The following is a 24,093-nucleotide window of genomic DNA, read 5'->3' as shown; positions in this document are numbered from 1 at the left end:
TGAGAGACCAACGGTATCCGAGTCGCGCTCCGGCGCCTCAGCGGCCGGTGACCCGACGCACCTCGAGCAGCGGCACGTGGTCACCCGTCGTGCGGTCGGGGAAGTCGAAGACCGCGAGGACGAGCAGCATCGGGTAGCTCGGCGACTGGTCGGACGCAGCCACCTGCTCGCCGTCGAGGAACCAGGTGATCCCGTGCTCGGTCCAGTCCACGGCATAGGTGTGCCACGCACTCACGTCGAGGCTCCGACGTGGGGCCGCGAACTCCTCGACCAGGTCGGGGTCGCGGAAGGGATGGACCCCCCGTCCGACCTCGAGGGTCACCGTGCCGTCGGGCGTGGTGGCGCGCGTGTCGCCGAAGACCTCGACCAGGCAGATCTCACCGCAGCGCCGGGGCTCGTCCTCCATGCCGATCGTCCACGCCGAGAACATCGACCCTGCGCCGACCGTGGCTCGGCACTCGACCTCGATGCGGCCGTGCAACGGCACGAAGCCCGCGACCCGGGGCTGCTCCTCGCGCACGGTCAGACCGGGGCGGAACGGCTGCTGCCCACGTGTCGACCCCACCGGACCGGACCAGCTGCCGCTCTGCACGGCCGAGACCCGCAACGGTGGCTCGTGCAGGTCGGGGCACCACCGGGGATGCTCGGGGGGAAGCGACAACCGCAGTCCGTCGTCACCGACCTCCCACGTGGCACGTGCGTCCTCACGCGAGCTCCAGGCGGGCAGGTAGGCGGGGACCCACCGCTGGAGGTCCAGCCCGTCGAAACGTTCCTCGAACCGCTCCACGATCGGCATCCTCGCACGCGGCACCGACACCGCGGACGACTCAGGAGTCGAAGCCGAGGCCGAGCCGGTCGAGGGTGCGCAGCAGCAGGTTGCGGCGACCCTCGTCGTGGTCGGCGCGATCGAGCGACCAGCGGGTGGCCTCGATGCCGATCGTGGCCAGCGGCTCGGGCGGGAAGGGCACGGCCGGGCGTCGCACCATCGCGAGCCGGGTGCGCTCGGTGTCGTCACCGGCGAGGTGGTCGAGCATGACCTCCGCGGCGAACCGGGTGGCACCGACACCGAGGCCCGTGAAGCCGGAGGCGTAGGCCACGCGACCGCGGCGGGCGAGGCCGTGGAAGGCGCAGAAGCGGGTGGACGTGTCGATCGCGCCCGCCCATCGATGGGTGAACGCGACGCCCTCGAGCTGCGGGTAGGTGGTGAGGAAGTGCGACGCGAGCCGGCGGTAGGAGGCGTCGCGGTCCTCGTGCTCGGGGCTCACCTGCCGCCGATGGATCGCGTCGTAGCCGCCGTAGAGGATCCGGTCGTCGGCGCTGAGCCGCGAGTAGTGGAACTGGTGCGCCAGGTCGGCGACGCCCTGGCGACGGTCCCAGCCGATCGACGCCTTCTGCGCGGCGTCGAGCGGCTCCGTCATGAGGACGTAGTCGTACACCGGCACGGTGGACAGGCGCGTGCGCCGCAGGAGTGGGCGGAACACGTTCGTCGCGAGGGCCACGGCGCCGGCGCGGACCACGGCGCGCTCGGTCCGCACCCGCACCCCGCCCGTGCGGCCGGAGGACAGGCCCGTCACGCGGGAGTGCTCGAAGATCTCCACCCCGAGGTCGGCCGCCACGCGGGCGAGCTCGTGCGCGAGCCGGGCCGGGTGGACGAGGGCGGTCTCGTCACGCTCCCAGCGGCCCGCACGGTAGATCGGGCTGTGGATCTCGGCCTGCACGGCGGACTCGTCGAGCCAGTCGCCGCTCTCGTCCTCCTCGAGCCAGCGCACCTGGTGCGGCTCGTAGGCGACGGACAGGGTGCCCGTGCGCTCCAGCTGCACGTCGAGACCGAGGTCGTGGACGTCACGCTCCAGGGCGTCGAGGTTCTCGCGACCGAGGCGGTGGAGGGTGTCGTACTCGTCGGGCCACCGGGCCCGCCCGTTGACCTCGCCGTGGGTCAGGCTCGCCTCCACGAAGCCGCCGTTGCGTCCCGACGCCGCCCAGCCGATGGTCTCGGCCTCGAGCAGCACCACGCGTCGACCAGGGTCGCGGCGCTTCGCCAGCACCGCGGTCCAGAGGCCGCAGTAGCCCCCGCCGACGACGACGAGGTCGGCCGTGGTCGACGCCGTGAGCTGCGGGTGGCCGGCTCCGGGGGCGTCCTCGAGCCAGTAGGAGCTCAGCCGGCTCGGTCGCAGCGCGGCATCGATGGCCGCCTCGCGGGGAGGCTGCCGCTCGAAGACCGTGCTGTGCCGGCTCATGGGCGCTCGGACGACCCCTCGGCAGGTTCCAGCTCGCTCGACGCCGCCGTGTCCTGGCCGGGCGCGCCCGGCGTGACCGTGACGAGGTGGAGCCGCATGATGCGACGCCCCTCCACCGCGGTGACCGTCAGCCGGTATCCGTCGAGGTCCACGACCTCGCCCTCGACCGGGATGTGGCCGAGGCGGTCGAGCACGAGACCGGCGACGGTCGAGTAGTGGGCGTCGGGGAGCTCCAGGCCCGTCAGCTCCACGAAGTCGTCGAGGTGCATGGCGGCGTCGATGTCGTCGCCGTCGGAGGAGTGCAGCAGCTCGGCCACCTCGGCGAGGTCGTACTCGTCGCGGATCTCGCCCACCAGCTCCTCGATGATGTCCTCGAGCGTGACGATGCCGTCGGTCCCGCCGTACTCGTCGACCACGAGCGCGATGTGCACGCCCTCGCTGCGCATCTGCGCCATGGCCGGGAGGATCCGGTTGGTGCTGGGCAGCACGGGGATCTCGCGCACGATGTCGGCGACGGACCCGGTGCCGGCACCCTCGGGCACGGCCAGCAGGTCGCGGACGTGCACGAACCCGATGACGTCGTCGGTCGAGCGTCGCCGGGTGACGGGGTAGCGGGAGTGCGGCATGGCGAGCGCCTCGCCGGCGGCCTCGGCCAGACTCATGCCGCCGTCCAGGAAGTCGACGGCTCCGCGCGGCCGCATCACCTCGCGCAGCGTGCGGTCGGTGGCGGTGAACACGTCCTGCAGGATCTGCCGCTCGTCGTCCTCGAGGCTCTCGTGGGCGCCGACGAGGTCACGCAGCTCGTCCTCGCTCATCTCCTCGCCCGCGGCGTGGGGGTTGCCGCCGAGCAGACGGACGACCATGTTGGTCGACTTCGACAGCAGCCAGATGACCGGTCGCATGAGGGTGGCGAACCGGGCGAGCGGCGGCGCGACGGCCAGCGCGATGGGCGCCGACTTCTGCAGGGCGAAGCGCTTGGGCACGAGCTCGCCGAAGACGAGCGACAGGTAGGCGATGAGCAGCGTCATCGCGACGAGCGCGACGCTCGATGCGGCGCTCTCGGACAGGCCCAGCGCCTCGAAGGTCGGCGCCACGTCGGGCGCGAGGGTCGACGCGCCGTAGGCGGCGGACAGGAAGCCGGCCACCGTGACGCCGATCTGCACGGCCGCGAGGAACGTGTTCGGGTCGCGCGCGAGCGTGGCGACCTTCGACCCGCGTGAACCGGTCTTCTCCAGCTGGTTCAGCTGGCTCTCGCGCAACGAGACGAGGGCCAGCTCCGTGGCCGCGAACACCCCGCCGACGAGCACGAAGACCATCACGAGGCCGAGGTTGAGCAGGGTGTCGCTGTCCATCAGGCCCTCCTGGCGACGCAGCGGAGGAGGGCCTGGCAGGTACTCGGAGGTTGGTCCACGAGATTCATTCTAGGGAGGCTCCCCGTCACGGCGAGGTGGAGCGGTCTGCGGTGGCGCCGTCGGCCACGACCACCCGCGCCCGACCGGCGTCCTTGGCCGCGTAGAGGGCACCGTCGGCGCGGGCGACGACGTCGGCGAGGTCGTCGCCACGACCGACGAGGGTCATGCCGTAGCTGACCGTGGGCAGCACCACGCCGCCGGGGAGCGACGTGGCCTCCAGCGCGACGGTGATCCTCTGCACGACGTCGCGCGCCTCCTCGACGGTCGCCTCGTCGAGGAAGAGGACGAACTCCTCGCCGCCGAAGCGCCCCACGATGTCGGCACGACCGACCGTGCTGCGGCAGGCCGCCGCGAACACCTGCAGGGCGACGTCGCCCGCCGGGTGGCCGTACGTGTCGTTGATCTGCTTGAAGTGGTCGAGGTCGGCCATGACCAGCACGCCGTGGACCTGGCGACGACGGTGGCCGCGCCAGCGCCGCTCGACCAGGCGCACCAGCTCGTCTCGGTTCAGCAGGCCGGTGAGGCCGTCCCGGGTGGCTCGCTCCTGGAGCTCGAGCGTGTCGTCGGCATAGCTGAGAGCCGTCATGCTGAACGAGACGGTGGCGAGCATGACCGTGGTGACCAGCGTCGTGACCTCGGTGCCGAGGTAGACCGCGAACGCGCGTCCGTCCTGGCCGACCAGGAGGTAGGCCACCAGGCGCAGGCCGTAGAAGGTCGACAGGCCGGTCGACATGACCGCGAGCGAGCGCAGGATCGGCCGGTACATCCGTTCTCGGGGGCCAGGACCGAAGGACCCGCTGCGACCCGTCTGCCACAGCTCGACCGAGGCCAGGGCGATGAAGATCGTCATGAGGCCGAGGAACACCGGCGCACCGGACCACTCGTTGGTGCCCGGGTCGTCGAGCGCCGACGTGACGAGCAGCCCCACGAGCGTGGCGCCGACGAGCCACCAGCTGACCGACCTTCCCTCGACCGCCCGCGCCCCCGACCACACGGCTGCGGCGCCCGCGACGACGCACACGTTGCCGAGCGGGTTCGCCCACCACTGCTGCGCCGTGCCGTCGAACAGGTAGGCCGCGGAGCCGGCGAGGAACAGCCCGAGCGCTGCGCACCACCAGCCGGCGTAGGCCGAGCGGGTGGAGCGGTAGGCGACGAAGTAGAAGAGCGCGAGCAGGGTGACGGCCACGATGGCGAAAGAGACGCGCAACGAGATCGGGTCCAGCATGTCGCCCCTGGTCGGTCGGCACGGATGGTCCGGTCATCCTCGCACAAGGACCTGCCTGCACGGCCGTGTTTCCAGGCGGCTCACGGCCACGCCGGCGGACCGGCGACGCCGTCGCCACCGGTCCGCGCGGCGGCTCACTCGAAGTGGCGCCGCGGGTTGGCCACGAGGATCGTCTCGATGTCGGCCTCGGTCAGACCACCCTCGAGCAGGGCCGGGATGACGTCCTCGCTGATGTGGCGGAAGTGCCAGTTCGGGGCCGCGTGCGCCTTGGCGTCCGGGCTGAAGTAGTCGATGAAGCAGTTGGCGTCGTGCGCCAGGGTGACGTGCTCGACGTAGCCACGCCGCACGAGCTCGATGATGGTGCCGATCCGCTCCTGCATCGGGTTGAACAGGTCGAGACCGAACCGGTCCATGCCGAGCATCGACCCGGCGTCGGCGACCTTGCAGAGGTAGTCGACGTCGTTGGTGTCGCCGGAGTGGCCGATGATCACCTTCGACAGGTCCACGCCCTCCTCCTTCAGCACCTGCTGGGCGACGAGCCCGGACTCGTTGGCCGGGTTGGTGTGCACGGTGATGGGGGCTCCGGTCTCGACATGGGCCTGGCCGACCGCCCGCATCACGCGCTCGACGCCCGGGGTGAGCCCGGCGAGCTCGATGGCGCACTTGAGGATGCCCGCGCGAACATCGGTCCCGGCGATGCCCTCGCGGATGTCCTTGACGAACATCTCGGTCAGGGGCTCCGGGACGTCGACCAGCAGTCCCGGTCCGCGGTGCTCGAACTGGTGGGGCACGTCGTTGTAGGTGTACAGGCCCGTGGCCACGACGATGTTGAGCTCGACCTGGGCGGCGATCTTCTGGATGCGCGGGATGTACCGACCGAGCCCCAGGACGGTGGGGTCCATGATCGAGTCGATGCCGACGCCCTTGAGCTCGGTGAGCTTCTCGACGGCGTCCCTGATGCGCTCCTCCTCGTCCCAGTCGTCCTGGTAGTTCTGGTTGTACTCGGTGTTGAGGACGAAGACGTGCTCGTGCACCAGCGTCCTGCCGAGCTCGCTCGAGTCGATGGTGCCGCGTGCGGTGGGGATGGTCGTCATCAAGGCTCCTGGTTGTCGTGGTCGGGTTGGGGGGTGTGTCGGTCTGGGGTCGGGCCGTCCGGCGTCACGCCGACGGCAGGGGTCGGGGGGTCAGGCCGGATCGGTCAGGAAGTCCACGACCCGCGGGATCACGAGCGCCGGCCGCTCGAGGATGACGCTGTGGCCCACGTCGGGCAGGCTCCACAGCTCGCCGTGCTGCACGCCGTCGACGACCTCCTGGGACCAGGCCGGCGGGCGCGCCACGTCCTCACCCCCGCTGACGACGAGCGTCGTGGCCGTCACGGCAGGGAGCAGGTCCACGGCACTGCGGCGCTCGACCACGCCGCGCACCGCGTGCACGAGGGTCGGCGGGAGTGCCGCGAACGCGGCCCGCGACTCCGCGACGAGTGCTGCTCTCCCCGGGTCGCTGCGACAGGACTCGCCCAGCATGATCTGCATGATCATCTCGAGCAGGTCGCCCTGGAAGCCCGACCGCTCGACCTCGTCGGCGATCGGACGGAAGGCCTCGAGCTGCTCCGGAGGTTCCGCGCGCACCGAGGACCCCAGCATGACCAGACGGTCGACCAGACCCGGACGTCGTGCCGCGACCCGGACGGCGACGTCGCCGCCCATCGACTGCGCGACGACGTGGACGCGGGTCAGGCCGAGCGCGTCGACCACGTCCAGGACGTCGTCGGCGCACTGCTCCATCGTCACCGTGTCGTCGGCGGCCGGACTGGAACCTTGGCCCCTGAAGTCCGGCCGCACGACCCTGAGGCGACCCTGCACCGCCTCGGCGAAGGCGTCGAACATCGTGTGGTCGAGGAACAGCGAGTGCAGGCAGAGCACGACCGGCAGGTCGGTCTCGCCGGAGTCGACGACGTGCAGCGCCGCGCTCACGACGAGACCGCCGTGTCGAGCGACGCGAGGTGCCGCTCGAGCAGCTCGGTCACCTCACCCGGGTTCTCCAGCGCGTGCACGTGACCCGTGCGCTCCATGGTCACGAGGGTCGCCCCGGGGGTCAGGTCGACGATCTGCTGCGACTTCGGCGGCGGGTAGGTGTGGTCCTCGGTGCCCGCGACGACCACGACCGGGACGGCGATGCCGCCGAGCTCGTCGAGCACCGGCTTGCGGTGGGCGATGTGCCAGGCCGCGTCGGCGTACTCGGGCGTGCGGCTCCGCAGCAGTGCGGTGACCTCGGCGAGCACGTCGGCGCGCGACGGGTCGGTCAGCGTCGTGTCCCCCATCATGAACTGGAGGACGCCGTCGAGGACGGGCTCGATGCCCTGCTCGGCCAGCACGTCCACGAGGGCGTCCATGTCGTCCGCCTGCTCCTCGACGTCGGCCGACGTGCCCATCAGCACCGCGGAGGCCAGGAGGTCGGGCCGGCGAGCCGCGAGGCGGAGCCCGACGAAGCCGCCCATCGAGTTGCCGACGAAGGTCACCCGCCCGAGGTCGAGCGCCTCGATGAGGGCGGCCGCGTCCTCGGACAGCGTGTCCATGTCGAGGTTCTCGCGCACGTCGCGCGCGCTCTCCCCCTGGCCGCGGTGGTCGTACCGCACGACCCGGTAGCGGTCGCCGAGCGCCTCGGCCTGGTGCCGGAACATGCGGACGTCGAAGAACATGGACGGGCTCATGACCACGGCGTGCGCGTCGCGAGGTCCCTCGTCCTCGTAGCGCAGGGTGGTGCCGTTGACGTCGATCATGGCCATGTCGGACTCCTGGGGGGTGTGATGGCGGTCACGCTACCTGCACGCTACTTGAACCCGGTTTCGGGTTCAAGTACGTTTCGGTGCATACCGTGATCCCCATCACGCTGGCCCCCTCCGGAGGACGTCATGACCGAGACCACCGCCCCCATCCGACCCACGACCATCCAAGACCTGGTCGACCTCGTCGGGACACGCCTAGGCCCCACCGCGTGGCACGACGTCACGCAGGACCGGATCGACGCCTTCGCCGACCTCACCGGTGACCACCAGTGGATCCACGTCGACCCGGAGCGTGCGAAGGAGAGCGCGTTCGGGTCGACCATCGCGCACGGCCTCTACAGCCTGTCGATGGGTCCACGGTTCATGGAGGACCTCATGGCCTTCGACGGCTTCGCCCACAGCCTCAACTACGGGTACGAGAAGGTCCGCTTCCCCGCTCCCAACCCCGTCGACTCGCGCATCCGCATGCACGCCGAGATCGTCTCGGTCGACGACGTCGGGAACGGAGCCGCGCGCATCGTCACGGTGCAGACCTTCGAGCGCGAGGGGTCCGACAAGCCGATCTGCGTCGCGCAGTCCATCGGTCAGTTCACCGAGTACCCGACGGAGGACTGAGCGTGCCGATCGCCGCCCGCAGGGTCCACCTCGCCGCGCGCCCCGTCGGCCTGCCCGACGCGTCCACCTGGGACGTGTCGGACGACCGGCTCGACGACCCCGCCGACGGTGAGGTGCACGTCGCCGTGACCCACCTGTCGCTCGACCCGGCCATGCGCGGCTGGTTGAACGACGTCCGGTCGTACGTCCCACCCGTCGGGATCGGCGAGGTCATGCGCGCCTTCGGCATCGGCACCGTCGTCACCTCCCGTGCCGAGGGCCTCGAGCCGGGCGACACCGTGATGGGCACGATCGGCGCGACCGACCACGCGGTGGTCGCGGGGGCCGACCTCACCAAGGTCGACCTCGCCGTGGCCCCGGCCCCGACCTGGCTCGGTGCGCTCGGCATGCCGGGCATGACGGCGTGGTTCGGCCTCTTCGACGTCGCTCGAGCCCAGCCGGGCGAGACGGTCGTGGTCTCGGGTGCGGCCGGCGCGGTCGGCTCCGTCGTCGGCCAGCTCGCGAAGGCCCGCGGCTGTCGCGTGGTCGGCATCGCCGGCGGTCCCGAGAAGTGCGCGTGGCTCACCGACGAGCTCGGCTTCGACGCCGCCGTCGACCACCGCGAGGGCGCGGTGCACCGCGCCCTGCGTCAGGCCGCGCCCGACGGGATCGACGTCTACTTCGACAACGTCGGCGGCGTGGTCCTCGACGCTGCGCTCCGCACCCTGCGACTCGGCGCACGCGTCGCGATCTGCGGCGCGATCTCGACGTACAACGCGACCGAGCCCGCCCCCGGACCGGCGCACTACATGTCGCTCCTGGTGAACCGCGCGTCGATGGCCGGCTTCCTGGTCTTCGACTACGAGGACCGGTACGGCGAGGCGGTCGACGGCATCGGCGCGATGATCGCCGACGGCTCGCTGATCGCCCGCGAGCACGTCGTGAGCGGGGGGATCGACGCGTTCGGCGACACCCTGCTGATGCTGTTCAGCGGCGCGAACACGGGCAAGCTCGTGCTGGCGCTCTGACCCAGCGTTCTGACTCAGCGCTCGGTGGTGAGCCCGAGCGCGTTGGCCCACAACCGCGTCGAGGTCTCGACGAGGTCGTCTACCGACCAGTTCTCCCCCAGCGCGAAGCTCGAGTACGCCAGCCGGCTGACCATGCCCGAGAGCGCCCGCGACGTCATCATCGGATCGAGCGTGGCGTCGACCCGCCCGTCCTCCTGGAGCTTCTGGATGCTCTTGGCGTTGCGGCGCGCGAACGCCTCACCGCGCTCGAGCCGGCGCCGACGGAAGTCGTCGTCGATCGTGGCGACCTGCTCCTGCAGGCGCATCAACCGACCGTTGCGCTTGTAGGTCTCGAAGTAGGCGCGGTTGCTCGCCTCGATGACCGCGACGGGGTCGTCGGCCTCCTCGACGTGGGGCATGCCCGGGTGGAGCATCTCGTCGCGTGCCGCCTCCATCACCGCAAGGAAGATCTCTTCCTTGCTGTTGAAGTACGTGTAGAACGTCCCCGTCGAGCAGCTGGCCTCGGCGGTGATGTCCGTGAGCCTCGAGGCGAGGAAGCCGTCGCGCTCGAACACCGTCCGCGCGGACGCCACGAGAGCCGCCCGCGTGCGCAGGCCGCGGCGGGTGGTCGGGGGCTCCTTCAGGCCGGAGGTGTCCGCCAGGGCCGGGACCACGTCCTTCCTCGCCGCGGGCTGCTCGCTCATGGTGCTGTTCTACTGGCGACGGCGTGGCGGTGCAAACCGGTGTTGCCGGTCCGGAGCCCCTCGGGGCTCATGAGGGGTCCGCGACGTCGACCGCCTCCAGCACCCGGACCACCGGTGCCGCGGCGAGCAGGGGCGCCAGCCTGGCCGAGGTCTCCTGGAAGTGCTCGGCCGCTCCGTGCGCCTTGAGCGCCTCGACCGAGGACCACCGCTCGAGCATGACGAGCTCGTCCGGTCGGCGTCGCACCCGGTGCAGGTCGTAGCGCAGGCATCCTTCCTCGCCACGGACCGTCGCGAGCGACGCCTGGAGAATCTCCGCGAGCTCGTCACCGCGCCCCTCCTGCGCCTGGATCGTCGCGACCACGTCGAACGCGCTCATCGCACGACCACCGGGTTCACGGGGGCGCCCGTGCCACCGACGACCTTGAGCGGTGCCGCCGTGTAGAGGAACGTCCAGCGCTCGTCCGCGGCACAGGCGGCGGCGAGGTCCTCCAGCCACGCGATCTCCGTGAACGCGACGCCCAGGTTGCGCATGAGGGCGCTGTGCAGCGGCAGCGTGACACCGCTCAAGGGCTCCAGCGTCACCTCGTTCGCGATCGTGTCCGTGACGAGGTTCGGGATCTCCATCGCCTGGAACCACTCGACGAGCTCGGGGCTGTAGGTGAGTCCCGGCTCGAGGAAGCCGTCGTAGAACTCCTCGGCGCTCTGCCGGTAGAAGGACCCGACGAAGCCGGTGCGGACGACCAGGATGTCGTGCTTCTCGATCGTGCAGCCCTGCGCGGCAGCGATCTCCAGCAGGTCCTCGTGGGTGAAGGTCTCTCCCTTGTCGAGCGCCGCCTTGCCCCGGTGGCGCGCGACGTCGATCAGCACGCCGCGCCCGACCACACCACGCTCGGCGATGGGCAGGACCGACGCCTTCTCCATCGCGCCGTCGGTGGTGGCGGCGTCGTAGCCGTTCCAGATCTGGCCGTCGTACCAGACGTGGCCGAGGGAGTCGTACTGCGTGGACGCCTGCAGGTAGAGCGTCGCGACGTCGTCGGAGTAGTGCGCTCCGCCGGGCGTCTCCACGCCCTCGCCCCGCTGGAAGAAGCCCTCGTCCATCACGTTCGTGCGCTGGATGCTCTCGCGGCCCGGCCACACCGGGTCGCCGGACGGATCGCCCATCCGCACCTGCAGCGTGAAGACCTCGCCCGACCGGACCTCGGCGACGCCGCGGAACACCTCCGCACTCGTGAGGTAGTTCAACGAGCCCACCTCGTCGTCGGGCCCCCACTTGCCCCAGTTCCTCGGGGAGTCCTTCAGGAAGTCGCCCACGTAGGGGGTCTCGGTCATGTCGTGCTCCTTCGGTCGTGGATCGGGTGGCGTCGGATGATGGATGGGCTGGTCAGCGGTCGAGACCGGCGGTCTCGACGACGACCCAGGCGCGCTCGACCAGCTGGTCGATGGCCTCCGGCACGGGTGGGCCTCCGTCGGCGGCGTTGCTCGGCTCGTCCAGGGCCCGCCGCATCACGCCCTCGGCGATGACGGCGATCTTCCAGAGACCGAGGGCGTGCCAGTAGTCGAGGTCGGACCGCTCGCGGCCCGAGGCCTCCAGGTAGGTCCTGGCGATCTGCTCGCGCGAGGAGAAGCCCGGCAGCGCCGACGCGGCGAACGCGTGGGTCGCACCGTCGGAGGCCTCCGGCCAGTAGGCGAGCAGGCTGCCGATGTCGGCGAGCGGGTCGCCGAGGGTGCTGAGCTCCCAGTCGAGCACGGCACGCACGTCGCCCAGCTCGGGGTCGACGATGACGTTGCGCAGGTGGAAGTCACCGTGCACGAGGGCGACGTCGCGCCCACCGTGCGTGGACTGCTCCGGCACGCGCCGGCGCAGGAGCTCGGTCATGGCGTCGAGCCGGGGCAGGTCACGCGTGCGCGAGGCCTCCCACTGCCGGGACCACCGCTTGAGCTGGCGGGCGGCGTACGGCGAGCGGCTCGCGAGGTCACCCAGCCCCACCTCGTCGACGTCGACCTCGTGCACCGCCGCGAGCGTGCGTGCGAGCGACGGTCCGATCGCGGCCCGCAGCGAGAGGCCGAGCCCCTCCGCCACCTCGTCGCGGTCGACGACGAGCCCGTCGACGTGCTCCATGACCACCACCGGGGTCTCGGCGAGGGCGTCGTCCACGTAGCGTCCCAGGACCTGCGGCACGGGCACGCCGGTGTCCGAGAGCGCCGCGAGGATCCGGTGCTCGCGCAGCACGTCGTGCGCCGAGGCGAGCAGCTCGCCCCGTGGCGGACGACGGACGATCCAACGAGCGTCGTGCTCGTCGCGCACGAGGTAGGTCAGGTTCGACTGGCCGCGACCCACACGGTCGGCCACGAGGCCTCCCTGCACCTCGTGGCCGTCGGCACGCAGCAGCGCGGCGAGCACGTCCAGGTCGAGCGCGACGTCGGTCGCGGTCCCGGGCACGACTCAGCCCTCGACCCGCGCCGCGAGGGCGTCGGCCGCCGCACCGGACCCGATCATCTGGCCGCCGTCGATGACGAGCGTCTCGCCGGTGATCCAGGACGACGCGGACGATGCGAGGAACAGCACGGCCGCCCCGACGTCGTCGGGCTCGCCGATCCGGGCGAGCGGCGTCCGCTCCACCACGGCTCCCTCGTGCTCCTTCCACAGCGCCTCGGCCAGCTTCGTCCGCACGACACCCGGCGCGACGGCGTTGACCCGGATCGACGGTGCGAGCTCGATCGCCAGCTGCTTCGTCAGGTGGATGAGGGCGGCCTTCGACACGTGGTAGATCCCGAGGTCGGGCCCGACCGACAGGCCGCCGATCGAGGCCGTGTTCACGATCGAGCCGCCGTGCTCGCCCATCCAGGCGTCGACCACGAGGCGTGACCACAGGATCGGCGCCCACAGGTTCACGTCGAGCGTCTTGGCGAAGCGGCCGTGGTCCTGGGCGAGCACCGGGCCGTAGGCCGGGTTGGTGCCGGCGTTGTTGACCAGCACGTCGACACTGCCGAACGCCTCCATCGTCCGCTCCACGCACGCACGGGCGAGGTCCTCGTCGGTCGCGTGGGCCCCGATCCCGAGCGCCCGCGGGCCGACGGAGTCGGCGGCCGCACGGGCCGCCTCCTCCGTCCGCGCCGTGAGCACCACGTTGGCGCCTGCCTCGTGCAGCGCCGCCGCGGCCGCGAGGCCGATGCCGCGCGAGGCGCCCGTGACGATCGCGGTGCGACCCGCGAGCGGCTCGCTCACCTCTTCTTGTTCCAGTCGGCGTTGATCCGGCGCAGCTCGACCTGGGCGATGGTGCGCTTGTGCACCTCGTCCGGTCCGTCGGCCAGACGCAGCGTGCGCTGGTGGGCGTAGAAGCTGGCGAGCGGGAAGTCGTCGGTGATGCCGCCACCGCCGTGCACCTGGATCGCGCGGTCGATGATCTTGAGCGCGACGGCCGGAGCGGCCACCTTGATCGCCGCGATCTCGGTGCGCGCCTTCTGGTTGCCGACCGTGTCCATGAGCCACGCGGTCTTGAACGTGAGCAGACGGATCATCTCGATGTCGATGCGCGCCTCGGCGATCCAGTCCTGGATGTTGGACCGGTTGGCCACGGGCTCGCCGAACGTGACCCGGTTCTGCGCGCGCTCGATCATCAGGTCCAGGGCGCGCTCGGCCATGCCGATCGACCGCATGCAGTGGTGGATGCGACCGGGTCCCAGGCGGGCCTGGCTGATCATGAAGCCGTCACCCTCGCCGGCGAGCAGGGCGGTCTTGGGCACCCGGACGTCCTCGAACAGGATCTCCGCGTGACCCTCGCGGTCCATGTAGCCGAAGACCGGGAGCCCTCGGACGATCGTGATGCCGGGGGTGTCGAGCGGGACCACCATCATCGACTGCTGGCGGTGCTTCGCGGCCTCGACGTCGGTCTTGCCCATGACGATCAGGACCTTGCAGTTGGCGTGCAGCGCGTTGGAGGCGAACCACTTGCGGCCGTTGAGCACGTACTCGTCGCCGTCGGCGTCCATGCGCAGCTGGACGTTGGTGGCGTCCGAGCTCGCGACCTCCGGCTCGGTCATGCAGAAGGCCGAGTTGATCTCACCGGCGAGGAGCGGCTTGAGCCACTTCTCCTTGTGCTCGTCGGTGCCGAAGAGCTCGAGCACCTCCATGTTGCCCGTGTCGGGAGCGTTGCAGTTGATCGCCTCGGGGGCGATGTAGGGGCTGCGCCCGGTGATCTCGGCGAGCGGCGCGTAGTCGAGGTTGCTCAGGCCGGGGGCTCCCCAGTCCTCGCGCTCGTGCGGGTGGAAGAGGTTCCACAGACCACGCTTCCTGGCCTCGGTCTTGAGCTCCTCGAGGATGGGCGGGTGGAAGTTGGCGTTGCCCGACTCCGCCATCTGGGCGGCGTAGACGGACTCGGCGGGGTAGACGTAGCCGTCCATGAACTCCAGGAGCTTCTCCTGGTACTCCACGGACCTCTGGCTCGGTGCGAACTCCATCAGATCTCCTTGCGAGGTAGCGGTGCGAACACCGGCGGGCGCCGTTCGGCGAAGCTCGCGACGCCCTCGGCGATGTCGGAGCCCCGGAAGGACTCGCGCATCAGGACGTCGGCGGCCTGCACCGACTCGGCGAAGCTGCGCTCGGCGTCGAGGAGCAGCTGGGACTTGATCGTGGCCATCGACCACGGGGAGCAGGACGTCGTGAGGTCGGCGGCGTAGGCGACGGCCCGCTCGAGCAGCTCGTCGGCGGGCACGAGGTGCTCGACGAGCCCGATGCGGTGCGCCTCGTCCCCGTCGACGCGTCGCCCGGAGAGCAGCAGGTCCGCCGCGCGTCCGGGCCCGACGAGCCGCTGCAGCAGCCAGGCCATGCCGTACTCGGCCACGAGACCGCGACGCGAGAAGGCCGTGAGGAACACCGCGTCGGGCGAGGCGAAGCGCACGTCGCAGTAGAGCGTCTCGACCATGCCGAGGCCGGCCGCGGCCCCGTTGACCGCGGCCACGAGCGGCTTGCGGAGCGTGAGCGGCAGGTGCCGCGGGAGCGGGCGGTCGATCTCGGCGTCGGTGGCGTCCGCCGCGCCCGCCAGGTCGCCCATGTCGGCGCCGGCGCAGAAGCCTCGGCCTGCACCGGTGACCACCACCGCGCGCACGTCGGGATCCTCGTCGGCCGCCAGCAGCGCGGCGAAGTACTCGTCCTCCATGGCGTTGGTCCAGGCGTTGAGCCGCTCGGGCCGGTGGAGGGTGAGGACGAGCACCGCACCGCGTCGCTCGGAGAGCACGGTCGGCTCGGACCTCGTCTCCTCCGGGGACGTCGTCGTCATGACTCGACCTTACATGAATCTGAGTTCAACTTCATTAAATTGGTCCTGCCCACGCTAGGCCATCGAGGCTCGGCGGCGAGCCAGCGAGCCGACCCCGACACCGAGGATCAGGAGCAGACCCTGGAACAGGTACTGCCAGTAGGTCTCGAGCCCGACGAGGGCGATGGCGTTGAAGCCCACCGAGACCGTGACGACGCCGATCAGCGTGCCGATGACGTGGAACTCGCCGTCGCGCAGGACCGCGGACCCGAAGAAGGCTGCGGCGAACGCGGCGAGCAGGTAGCTGTCTCCGCCGGAGACCGCCGCGCTGCCGGTGCGCGACGCCAGCAGGATGCCGGTGAGGGCGGCACAGATGCCACAGATGACGAAGGCGAAGACACGCACCCGGTCGACGCGGATGCCCGAGAGCTGGGCGGCCACGGCGTTGCCGCCGACCGCTTGCATCGACTGCCCGAGCACGGTGCGGTTGAGGATGAACCACAGCACGGCGGCGAGGCCGAGCATCATGAACACCGGGTACGGGATCCCCAGGAAGCGGCCGAGCGTCAGCTGGATGAAGCCGGCCGGGTCCGGCAGGCCCACCGGCGTGCCACCGGCGACGGCGTAGTTGATGCCGACCGCGACCGTGCCGATGCCGAGGGTCGCGACGAGCGCGTTCACGTTCAGCAGCGTGACCACCAGGCCGTTCGCGAGTCCGACCACTGCACCGATCACGACGGCCAGCACGAGCGCGGCGACGACCCCGATCTCCTGGTCGACCATCGCCGAGAGGCAGATGACGCCGGACAGGCTCGCGACGTTGCCGATGCTGAGGTCGAACTCGCCCGTGACCAGCGCGAACGTCAGCCCCATCGCGATGATCGCCGACAGGGCGCTCTGGTTCAGGATGTTGATGAAGTTGTCCCAGGTCGCGAAGGTGTCGGGCTCGAGGATGCTCGTGCTGACGACCAGGACGGCGAGGACGAGGAGGGCGCCGTAGCGGCCGAACCACTTCCACACGCGTGTGCTGGTGGAGGGGGTGGCGACGACGGCCGTGGGGTCGAGCGCGGTGACGGTCATGCGAGGTCCTGTTCTGTCGAGCCGAAGCAGAGCGAGGTGAGACGGTCCTTCGTGGCCCGGGCGGCGGGCACCGTGGCGGTGATGGTTCCTTCGCGCATCACGACGACGCGGTCGCAGATGGCGAGCTCCTCGAAGTCGCTGGAGATCATGAGGATCGAGGTCCCCTCGGCGGCGAGCGCCCGGATGATGTCGTAGATCTCGCTGCGGGCGCCGACGTCGACGCCGACGGTGGGCTCGTCCAGGATCAGCAGTCGTGGGCCGGCGAGCACGTTCTTTCCGACGACGATCTTCTGCTGGTTCCCGCCGCTGAGCTCACCGACCTTCTCGTGGACGGAGCCGGCCTTGACGCCGAACCGGGACACCGCGTCGCGGGCGATGCGCGCCGCCCTGCGCGGGCTGAACGTGCCCAGCCGCTTCTCGGGGTCGCGCAACGAGGCCATGTTGAGGTTGGAGCTGACGGAGTTGCGCAGGATCAGGCCCTGGGAACGACGCTCCTCGGGCACGAGTGCGACACCGGCACGGATCGCCTCGAAGGGCGAGCGCGGTGCGTACGGGCGTCCGTCGAGCGTCATCGAGCCGGAGCCGACCGGGTCCGCCCCGATGAGCATGCGCGCCAGCTCGGTGCGACCCGCCCCGACGAGGCCGGCCACGCCGAGGATCTCCCCCCGGTGCAGGGTCAGGTCGACGTCGTGCACCCGCGGCAGGCGGGTCAGGCCCTGCACGCGCAGGAGCTCGGGAGCCTGCGTGGGGTCGCCCTCCGTCTCGCGGTGGGTGACCTCCTCCACGTCCCGACCGACGATGTGGCGGGTGAGCGCGGGGACGTCCAGGTCGGCCGCGGCGAAGCTCCCGACCAGTCGGCCGTTGCGCAGCACCGTCACGTCGTCGGCGACCTGCAGCACCTCCTCCAGGCGGTGCGAGATGTAGAGGATCCCGACGCCGTCGGCCGTGAGCTCGTCGATGATGCCGTAGAGCCGCTCGGCCTCCTCCTGGGTGAACGACGCCGTCGGCTCGTCCATCGCGACGATGGTCGCGTCCCGCATGAGCGAGCGGCCGAGCGAGACCATCCAGCGGTCGGAGACGGCGAGGTCCTCGACCCTGGTGTCGAGCGGGACGCGGTAGCCGATGCGCTCCTGGACGGCCAGGGCCTTGCGACGCAGGCCGCGCTGGTCGATGACACCGGAGCGGTGGTGGTCCGCGCCCATCGCCATGTTCTGCAGAGCCGTGAACTTCGGGACCAGGTTGAGCTCCTGGTGGATGAAGCTCAGGCCGAGCCGCGTCGCGTCCTGCGGCGCGTGGATCGAGACCTGCTCGCCGTGGACGCGGATCGTGCCGGCGTCGGCCGACTCCGCCCCGGCCAGGATCCTGACGAGGGTCGACTTCCCGGCCCCGTTGGCCCCGCACAGTGCGAGGACCCGCCCGGGGCGCAGGCTGATGGACACGTCCTCCAGGGCCTGGTGCCCACCGAACTGCTTGGAGATGCCGGACATCTCCAGGCACGTCGGCTCGGGCACCGGGGCGACCTCGCGGTCGTCGAGGGCTGTTGCTTCGCTCATGCACACTCCTCTGGGGTTCCAGGGCGCCGGCCCTGGAGGACGTGGTCGGGACTACTTGGTCGAGTCGGGGTACTCGGCCAGGAAGTCGTCGATCGTGTCGGTCGTGACCAGCACGTTGGTGAGAGGAACCTCCTGCGGCTCCGCGTCCACGCCGCCCTCCACGAACTCCGGGACGAGCTTCGCGAAGTCCTCGCCGGCCTGGTCGGCCAGCAGGAAGACGGTGGCCCGCATGTCGCCGGCCTTGATCGCGTTGATGGCACCCGGCTGTCCGTTGATGCCGTAGACGAGGACGTCGTCACGGCCGGCCGACTTGAGCGCGGCGATCGCGCCGAGGGCCGGGTCGTCGAAGCATCCCCAGACCGCGAGCTTGCCGCTGCCCTTCGGGTGCTTGGCGAGCCAGGCCTGCGTGAACTGCGTGCTGCCCTCGACCTGGCCGGGGATCGGCACCTCGTTGCGCGTGGTCTCGATGTCGGTGCTCTTCAGCGCCGTGTCGAGCGCCTCCTCGCGGCCGATGCACGGCAGGCCGCTCTTGTAGCCCAGGACGAGCAGGTCGCCCGCGCCGCCCATGTCCTCGACGAGCTGCTTGGCGACGGGCTCACCGTTGGAGACGCCGGCGTCGAGGTTGGCGGTGATGCCGTCGGCCGTGCCACCGGAGATCGAGACCACCGGGATGCCTGCGGCCTTCGCCGCCTGGGCGCCGGCGGTCAGGGTGTTGCTGTCGAAGACCGCCGTGACGATGAGGTCGACCTTCTTCTGGACGTAGTCCTGCATCGCGCCGTTGGCCTTGTCGACCGCACCCTGCGGGTCGACCGCGCTGGTCTCCCAGCCCTGCTTCTTCGCGTACGCCTGGAAGGAGGCGATGGCCTGCTCGGACGTCTGGTCGCTGGAGGCGAACTTGACGATGCCGATCGAGTAGCTGTCGTCGCCTCCGTCGCCGGACCCGCCCGAGTCGCCGCTGCCACAGGCAGCGGTGACGGTCAGGGCCGCGGTGACGACCAGACCGATGCCGAAGCGTCGAACGTTCATGGGTTCCTCCTGAGGGTGGTCCGCCCGGGTGGGCAGACAGTGCTGTCGGAACGACCGGACGGCCGCGCCGGGGTGCTGCTCGATCCCCCGATCACTGCACGGTGGAGGTCCTCCTCGCCCCGACCTCGAGCAGCTGCGAGAGCTGCGCCGCGGTCTCCTCCGCCTCGAGGTGCACGACGCCGGCCATCCCGAGACGCTCGGCAGCGACGATGTTCTGGGCGAGGTCGTCGACCATGACGGCCTCGTGGGGCGCGACGCCGAGGCGTTCGCACCCGATCTCGTAGAGGCGGCGTGACGGCTTGCGCACGCCCTCCTGCCCCGAGATGGTCACGGCGTCGAACATCGCGGGCAGGTCGAATCCCGCGTAGCAGTCGCGTCCGAGCGAGTTGGACACCAGACCGACCGGCACACCGTCCTCCCGCAGCGACGCGACCAGCTCGACCATCGCCTCGTCGCGGACCAGGCGTGCCTGCATCCGACCGATGAGTCCCTCGGTCTCGACCTCGATCCCCTGGGCGCGAAGGCGCTCGGCGAGTCCCGCCTCGAACGGGTCGTGCCCGAGGCGCCCCTCCTCGTGGTCGACCAGCAGCTGCCGGGCGGTGGGGTCCTCGGCGAACAGGCGCATGGGAAGTGTCTCGTCGCCGCACTCGTCGCGGCCGAACGCGGCGAACCCGTCGAGGACGCTCGAGGTCAGCACCCCGCCGAAGTCGAACAGCACCGCGCGACGAGCGCTCCGGGCGCTCATCCGAGCGACTCCTGGTAGCGCCGCATGCCGGCGATCCATCGGTCGTAGTCCGACCCCTTGCGCCGGAAGTACTCCAGCACCTCGGGGTGGGGGAGGATGAGGAAGCGCTCGGCGTCGATGCCCTCGAGCACGATGTCGGCGACCTCCAGCGGCTCCAGCACCCCGCCCGCCTCCGTGACGGCCTTGGCGCCACGGCGCGCGGTCTCGTCGTCGGACTCGGCGCCACCGTTGAGCATGTCGGTGTTGACCCCCATCGGGCACAGGCAGCTCACCGCGACGCCCCGCGACCCGTACGTGACCGAGAGCCACTCCGAGAACGCGACCGCGGCGTGCTTCGTGACGGAGTAGGTGGCCGAGCCGATCTGCGTGACCAGGCCGGCCGCCGACGCGGTGCTGAGGAAGTAGCCCTCGCCCCGCTCGAGCCAGCCCGGGACGAGCAGACGGGCGGCCCGCACGTGGGACCGGACGTTCACGTCGATCGAGGTGTCCCACTCGGCCTCCGTGGCCTCGAGTCCCTGGCCGAGGCCCACCCCGGCGTTGGCGGCGTAGAGGTCGACCGGGCCGAAGCGCGAGGCCGCGAGGTCGAGGACGCGGCGGATGTCACCGTCGTCGGCACAGTCCCCCGCGACTCCCGCCACGCGACCCGGTGCGACGCCGTCCAGCCGTTCCACGACGTCCTTCACGCGCACGTCGTCGAGGTCGGTGACCACCACGCTCGCACCGTGCTCCAGCAGCCGCTGGGCCAGGGCCTCGCCGATGCCGCCGGCGCCGCCGGTCACGACGGCGACCCGCCCCTGGACCTTCATGCGGTCACCTCCGCGGCAGCGACCCGGATCGCGTCCCGGTCGATCTCCCGCTTGAGGATCTTGCCGGTCGCGCCCTTCGGGAGGGCCTCGACGAACTGGTAGAGCCGGGGCACCTTGTAGGCGGACAGCTGGACCTTGGCCCAGGCCCGCAGCTCCTCCCCGGTGAGCCGCGCACCGGGGCGCAACGAGACCACGGCCGCCACCTCCTCGCCGAAGTGGTCGTCCGGGACACCGACGACGGCGACCTCGACGATGTCGGGGTGCTCGTAGAGCACCTCCTCGACCTCGCGCGGGTACACGTTGTAGCCGCCGCGGATGATCAGGTCCTTCGCCCGGTCGACGATGCTGAGGTAGCCGTCGTCGTCGAGCGACCCGAGGTCACCGGTCTTGAGCCAGCCGTCCCGCAGGTCGGCAGCGGTCGCGTCGGGGCGGTTCCGGTAGCCCTTCATGATCGTCGGCCCCTTCAGGAAGACCTCGCCGACCTCCCCGGCCTCGAGCACGCCGCCGTCGACGGCGCGGACCTCGATGGAGGTCCCCGGCAGGGCGGGTCCCACCGTCCCGGCCTTCTGGGGGCGGTTGATGTCGTTGAAGGTCGCGGCACCCGTGGACTCGGTGAGCCCGTAGCCCTCGAGGATCGTGCAGCCGAACCGGTCGAAGAACGCGCGCATGACCTCGGCGGGCAGCGAGGCGCCGCCCGAGGTCGCGAGCCGCAGCTGCTCGAAGTCGGACGGGCCGAACTCGTCGGTGGCGGCGTGCAGCATCGCGTTCCACATCGTCGGCACGCCCGCGAGCACGGTGAGGCGGTCGCGGCGCACCATCTCCAGCATCTGCGTCGGCTCGAACGGCGCGAGCAGCGAGAGCGACGCCCCCTGCACCAGCACCGTGTTCATCACGACGGCCTGGCCGTAGACGTGGAAGAGCGGGAGACCGGTGCCGAAGCGGTCGTCGGGCGTCAGGTTGAGCACGGGCATGAACGAGGCGGTGGTGTCGACCAGGTTCGTCGCCGTGAGCTCGACGCCCTTGGGGCGGCCGGTGGTGCCCGACGTGTAGAGGATGATCGCCGTGTCGTCCGGCGCGTGCTCGTGCGCCTGGGGCACCGGCTCGGCGTCGAGACGAGCGCCCTCGTCGAGGCGCCAGAACGCGATGCCGCGCTCGGAGGCGGCGGCGGACGCGGCGTCCTGGCACTCGTGCCAGGCGATGACGAGCGACGCCTCGGAGTCGTCGAGGACGTAGCCGATCTCCGGGCCCGTCGCCATCGTGTTCATGGTGATGACGCTGATGCCCGCGGCGTGCAGTCCCAGGTAGGCGACGGGGAACTCGACGATGCTCGGGGCGATCAGCACCACGCGGTCGAGCGGTCGCAGCCCGGCCGCCACGACGGCGCCCGCGAACCGGGCGCTGGCCTCCTTGAGCTCGCCGTACGTGAGCCCTCCCCTCGGGGAACGGAGGGCGACCCGCTCGGGGTCGCGATCCGCGATGGACCAGACGTCTGCTGCCACGTTCACCATGCGCTGCCACTTTCCTCGGTCGGGATCGGTGTGACCTGACTCACGCGACGGACGCTAGTTGAATCCGGGTTCAGGTTCAAGTAGGTTGCGGAAAAATCTCTCCCCACCGACCCAGGAGCGCTCCCGTGAGCCGTCCAGCCCCTCGTGCCGCGATCGTCTCGACCGCCCGCACCCCCATCGGGAAGGCGTACCGCGGCGCCTTCAACAACACCCCGGCCGCCGAGCTGGCGGGCCACGCGATCTCGCACGCGGTGGAGCGGTCCGGCGTCTCACCCGCTGAGATCGAGGACGTGATCCTCGGCTGCGCCCTCCCCGAGGGCTCGTCCGGCTTCAACGTCGCGCGTCAGGCGGCCCTGCGCGCCGGGCTGCCCGTGACGGTGCCGGGATCGACCGTCGACCGGCAGTGCTCGTCCGGTCTCATGGCCGTGGCCATCGCCGCCAAGCAGATCCTCGTCGACGGCCAGCGGGTCGCCGTCGGCGGCGGGGTCGAGTCGATCTCCCTGGTCCAGAACGAGCACATGAACACCCACCGCGCCAGCGACCCGTGGCTGCGTGAGCACGTGCCGGGCCTGTACATGCCGATGCTGCACACCGCCGAGAACGTGGCGGCGCGGTACGGCGTGAGTCGTGAGCGCCAGGACGAGATGGGGCTGCAGTCGGTGCAGCGCGCGGCGGCTGCGCAGGCGGCCGGTCACTTCGACGACGAGATCGCTCCCATCACCGTGCGGACGCTCGTGCTCGACAAGACCTCGGGAGAGACGAGCGAGGTCGAGCAGACGGTCTCCGCGGACGAGGGCGTGCGCGCCGGCACGACCGCCGAGGGCCTGGCCGGCCTGCGCACCGTGCTCGAGCCGGGCGAGGTCACGGCCCACCCGACCGTGACGGCCGGCAACGCCTCGCAGCTGAGCGACGGCGCCTCGGCCAACGTGCTGATGGACGCCGAGCTCGCCGAGGCCCGCGGCATCGCTCCGCTCGGCTACTACGTCGGCATCGCGGTGACCGGCTGCGAGCCGGACGAGATGGGCGTCGGTCCGGTGACGGCGATCCCCCGGCTGCTCGAGCAGCACAGCCTCGCCGTGGAGGACATCGGGGTGTGGGAGCTCAACGAGGCCTTCGCCTCGCAGGCCGTCCACTGCCGGGACGTCCTCGGCATCGATCCCGCCCGGATGAACGTCGACGGTGGCGCGATCGCCCTCGGCCACCCCTACGGCATGACGGGTGCCCGCGGCGTGGGCCACGCGCTCCTCGCCGGCCGTCGGCTCGGTGCGCGCTACGTCGTCGTGTCGATGTGCGTCGGCGGCGGGATGGGCGCAGCCGGCCTCTTCGAGGTCGGCGGCTGACGAGACGCTCTCGACGGTCAGCCGAGGACGGAGGCGAGGTGCTCTCGGAGCTCGTCCTCGTGACGCTGCGCCGCGACCGCGTCGTACATCGACGTGTCGGCCATGGTGAAGCCGTGCGGCGCTCCAGGGTAGACGGCCTGGTCGAGCACGACGCCGGATGCGGCAGCGAACTCGGCGATCGACTCCTGGTGCTCGGAGGGCATCGACGGGTCGTCGTCGGCATGGCGCAGCAGCACCGTCGCACGCGCGGTGCGCAAGGAGAGGTGCGGGCTCTCCTCGGTGTCGTCGACGAGCCCACCGCCGTGGAAGCCTGCGGCGACGGAGACGCGGCCGGGGTGGTCACCTGCGGCACGCAGGGCGATCCGGGCGCCCATGCAGTACCCGACGACCCCGACCGGACCGTCGGCCACGTCGTCGCGCGCCTGCAGCACGTCGAGGAAGAGGGCGGTGTCGGGCCGTGAGAGCTCGGGCGTGAGGGCGTGGACGCGCGGCATGGCCTGCTCGAAGAACGCCTCGCGAGCCCCGGGCTCGCGCAGGTCCCCCTCGGGCGACGTCTCCGCAGCCGTGCCGAAGTGGTGGAAGACGTTCGGCGCGAGCACCGTGTAGCCCCACGACGCGAACCGGTCGGCCATGACATGGATCTGGGGTCGCAGCCCGATCGCATCGACCACGAGGAGCACTCCCGGCCACGGCCCCTCCCCCACGGCAGGCGTGGCTACCCACGCCTCGATGGGACCGTCGGGACCTTCGATCTGCGCCTCAGCCATGCTGCGAGCCTAGCCAGCCGCCGTGCGTGCACCGAGACCCGACGAGTGC

24 protein-coding genes are annotated in these 24,093 nt (G+C 71.1%); 3 read left to right on the top strand and 21 right to left on the bottom strand.

Features of this window, described 5'->3' with window-relative positions; genetic code table 11:
- Positions 1 to 37: 37 nt before the first annotated feature.
- The 7 genes from ASF35_RS04580 to ASF35_RS04550 all read right to left on the bottom strand — a co-directional run bounded on the left by ASF35_RS04580 (position 38) and on the right by ASF35_RS04550 (position 7,659).
- On the bottom strand, positions 38 to 787 hold the full coding sequence (locus tag ASF35_RS04580; protein WP_200914382.1) for a glycoside hydrolase family 16 protein: 750 nt from the start codon (positions 785 to 787) through the stop codon (positions 38 to 40).
- A 40-nt stretch (positions 788 to 827) separates the two neighbouring features.
- Positions 828 to 2,237 (bottom strand): FAD-binding oxidoreductase, encoded by a 1,410-nt coding sequence (locus ASF35_RS04575; protein ID WP_055963467.1) that lies wholly within the window; start codon positions 2,235 to 2,237, stop codon positions 828 to 830.
- A complete protein-coding gene (locus ASF35_RS04570) occupies positions 2,234 to 3,589 on the bottom strand; it encodes a hemolysin family protein (RefSeq protein WP_055963465.1) in 1,356 nt (451 codons plus the stop codon). The genes ASF35_RS04575 and ASF35_RS04570 overlap by 4 nt, the downstream gene beginning before the upstream one ends.
- 85 nt (positions 3,590 to 3,674) lie before the next feature.
- Positions 3,675 to 4,874, bottom strand: a complete 1,200-nt coding sequence (locus ASF35_RS04565) for a GGDEF domain-containing protein (RefSeq protein ID WP_055963460.1) — start codon at positions 4,872 to 4,874, stop codon at positions 3,675 to 3,677.
- 134 nt (positions 4,875 to 5,008) lie between these two features.
- Positions 5,009 to 5,968, bottom strand: coding sequence for a phosphotriesterase (locus ASF35_RS04560; RefSeq protein ID WP_055963455.1), 960 nt, complete (start codon positions 5,966 to 5,968; stop codon positions 5,009 to 5,011).
- 90 nt (positions 5,969 to 6,058) lie between these two features.
- The gene (locus tag ASF35_RS04555; RefSeq protein ID WP_055963452.1) at positions 6,059 to 6,847 is read right to left on the bottom strand and encodes an alpha/beta fold hydrolase; all 789 of its coding nucleotides are present in this window, start codon (positions 6,845 to 6,847) and stop codon (positions 6,059 to 6,061) included.
- Positions 6,844 to 7,659, bottom strand: coding sequence for an alpha/beta fold hydrolase (locus ASF35_RS04550; protein ID WP_055963449.1), 816 nt, complete (start codon positions 7,657 to 7,659; stop codon positions 6,844 to 6,846). The genes ASF35_RS04555 and ASF35_RS04550 overlap by 4 nt, the downstream gene beginning before the upstream one ends.
- A gap of 126 nt (positions 7,660 to 7,785) precedes the next feature.
- On the opposite strand from ASF35_RS04550, the gene ASF35_RS04545 reads away from it, so the two are divergent.
- Together ASF35_RS04545 and ASF35_RS04540 are read left to right on the top strand one after the other, a co-directional pair.
- A complete protein-coding gene (locus tag ASF35_RS04545; protein WP_055963446.1) occupies positions 7,786 to 8,274 on the top strand; it encodes a MaoC family dehydratase in 489 nt (162 codons plus the stop codon).
- A gap of 2 nt (positions 8,275 to 8,276) precedes the next feature.
- On the top strand, positions 8,277 to 9,281 hold the full coding sequence (locus tag ASF35_RS04540) for an NADP-dependent oxidoreductase (protein WP_200931195.1): 1,005 nt from the start codon (positions 8,277 to 8,279) through the stop codon (positions 9,279 to 9,281).
- A 14-nt stretch (positions 9,282 to 9,295) separates the two neighbouring features.
- Here ASF35_RS04540 and ASF35_RS04535 read toward each other — a convergent pair whose 3' ends face one another.
- The 13 genes from ASF35_RS04535 to ASF35_RS04475 all read right to left on the bottom strand — a co-directional run bounded on the left by ASF35_RS04535 (position 9,296) and on the right by ASF35_RS04475 (position 21,928).
- Complete coding sequence (locus ASF35_RS04535) at positions 9,296 to 9,964, bottom strand: TetR/AcrR family transcriptional regulator (protein WP_055963443.1); 669 nt, start codon at positions 9,962 to 9,964, stop codon at positions 9,296 to 9,298.
- A gap of 67 nt (positions 9,965 to 10,031) precedes the next feature.
- On the bottom strand, positions 10,032 to 10,340 hold the full coding sequence (locus ASF35_RS04530) for a putative quinol monooxygenase (protein ID WP_055963441.1): 309 nt from the start codon (positions 10,338 to 10,340) through the stop codon (positions 10,032 to 10,034).
- On the bottom strand, positions 10,337 to 11,293 hold the full coding sequence (locus ASF35_RS04525; protein WP_055963438.1) for a cyclase family protein: 957 nt from the start codon (positions 11,291 to 11,293) through the stop codon (positions 10,337 to 10,339). Before ASF35_RS04525 ends, ASF35_RS04530 begins: the two co-directional genes overlap by 4 nt.
- A gap of 52 nt (positions 11,294 to 11,345) precedes the next feature.
- Positions 11,346 to 12,404: a phosphotransferase family protein gene (locus ASF35_RS04520; protein WP_055963434.1), complete on the bottom strand. Its 1,059-nt coding sequence runs from the start codon at positions 12,402 to 12,404 to the stop codon at positions 11,346 to 11,348.
- Positions 12,405 to 12,407: 3 nt separating this feature from the next.
- Positions 12,408 to 13,190, bottom strand: coding sequence for an SDR family oxidoreductase (locus ASF35_RS04515; RefSeq protein WP_055963431.1), 783 nt, complete (start codon positions 13,188 to 13,190; stop codon positions 12,408 to 12,410).
- Positions 13,187 to 14,422 carry an acyl-CoA dehydrogenase family protein gene (locus tag ASF35_RS04510; protein ID WP_055963428.1) on the bottom strand — a complete coding sequence of 412 codons (1,236 nt, stop codon included), beginning with the start codon at positions 14,420 to 14,422 and terminating at the stop codon, positions 13,187 to 13,189. Before ASF35_RS04510 ends, ASF35_RS04515 begins: the two co-directional genes overlap by 4 nt.
- Positions 14,422 to 15,240, bottom strand: coding sequence for an enoyl-CoA hydratase-related protein (locus tag ASF35_RS04505; RefSeq protein ID WP_055963425.1), 819 nt, complete (start codon positions 15,238 to 15,240; stop codon positions 14,422 to 14,424). The genes ASF35_RS04510 and ASF35_RS04505 overlap by 1 nt, the downstream gene beginning before the upstream one ends.
- A 54-nt stretch (positions 15,241 to 15,294) precedes the next feature.
- Complete coding sequence (locus ASF35_RS04500; RefSeq protein ID WP_055963422.1) at positions 15,295 to 16,299, bottom strand: ABC transporter permease; 1,005 nt, start codon at positions 16,297 to 16,299, stop codon at positions 15,295 to 15,297.
- Complete coding sequence (locus tag ASF35_RS04495; protein ID WP_082480314.1) at positions 16,296 to 17,852, bottom strand: sugar ABC transporter ATP-binding protein; 1,557 nt, start codon at positions 17,850 to 17,852, stop codon at positions 16,296 to 16,298. The genes ASF35_RS04500 and ASF35_RS04495 overlap by 4 nt, the downstream gene beginning before the upstream one ends.
- A gap of 51 nt (positions 17,853 to 17,903) precedes the next feature.
- A complete protein-coding gene (locus ASF35_RS04490; RefSeq protein ID WP_055963419.1) occupies positions 17,904 to 18,878 on the bottom strand; it encodes a sugar ABC transporter substrate-binding protein in 975 nt (324 codons plus the stop codon).
- A gap of 91 nt (positions 18,879 to 18,969) precedes the next feature.
- Positions 18,970 to 19,623, bottom strand: coding sequence for an HAD family phosphatase (locus ASF35_RS04485; RefSeq protein WP_055963415.1), 654 nt, complete (start codon positions 19,621 to 19,623; stop codon positions 18,970 to 18,972).
- Positions 19,620 to 20,429 carry an SDR family oxidoreductase gene (locus ASF35_RS04480; protein ID WP_055963412.1) on the bottom strand — a complete coding sequence of 270 codons (810 nt, stop codon included), beginning with the start codon at positions 20,427 to 20,429 and terminating at the stop codon, positions 19,620 to 19,622. The genes ASF35_RS04485 and ASF35_RS04480 overlap by 4 nt, the downstream gene beginning before the upstream one ends.
- Positions 20,426 to 21,928 carry an AMP-binding protein gene (locus ASF35_RS04475; protein WP_200931719.1) on the bottom strand — a complete coding sequence of 501 codons (1,503 nt, stop codon included), beginning with the start codon at positions 21,926 to 21,928 and terminating at the stop codon, positions 20,426 to 20,428. Before ASF35_RS04475 ends, ASF35_RS04480 begins: the two co-directional genes overlap by 4 nt.
- Before the next feature lie 134 nt (positions 21,929 to 22,062).
- Here ASF35_RS04475 and ASF35_RS04470 point away from each other — a divergent pair, with 134 nt between their 5' ends.
- Positions 22,063 to 23,277: an acetyl-CoA C-acyltransferase gene (locus tag ASF35_RS04470; protein ID WP_055963406.1), complete on the top strand. Its 1,215-nt coding sequence runs from the start codon at positions 22,063 to 22,065 to the stop codon at positions 23,275 to 23,277.
- A 17-nt stretch (positions 23,278 to 23,294) separates the two neighbouring features.
- Here the strand turns inward: ASF35_RS04470 and ASF35_RS04465 are convergent, their stop codons facing one another.
- Positions 23,295 to 24,044 (bottom strand): dienelactone hydrolase family protein, encoded by a 750-nt coding sequence (locus ASF35_RS04465; protein WP_055963403.1) that lies wholly within the window; start codon positions 24,042 to 24,044, stop codon positions 23,295 to 23,297.
- Positions 24,045 to 24,093 lie beyond the last annotated feature (49 nt).

The sequence above is a fragment of the Aeromicrobium sp. Leaf291 genome (genome assembly GCF_001423365.1).
Lineage (GTDB): Bacteria > Actinomycetota > Actinomycetes > Propionibacteriales > Nocardioidaceae > Aeromicrobium.
This window is presented reverse-complemented; position numbering and strand designations above follow the sequence as displayed.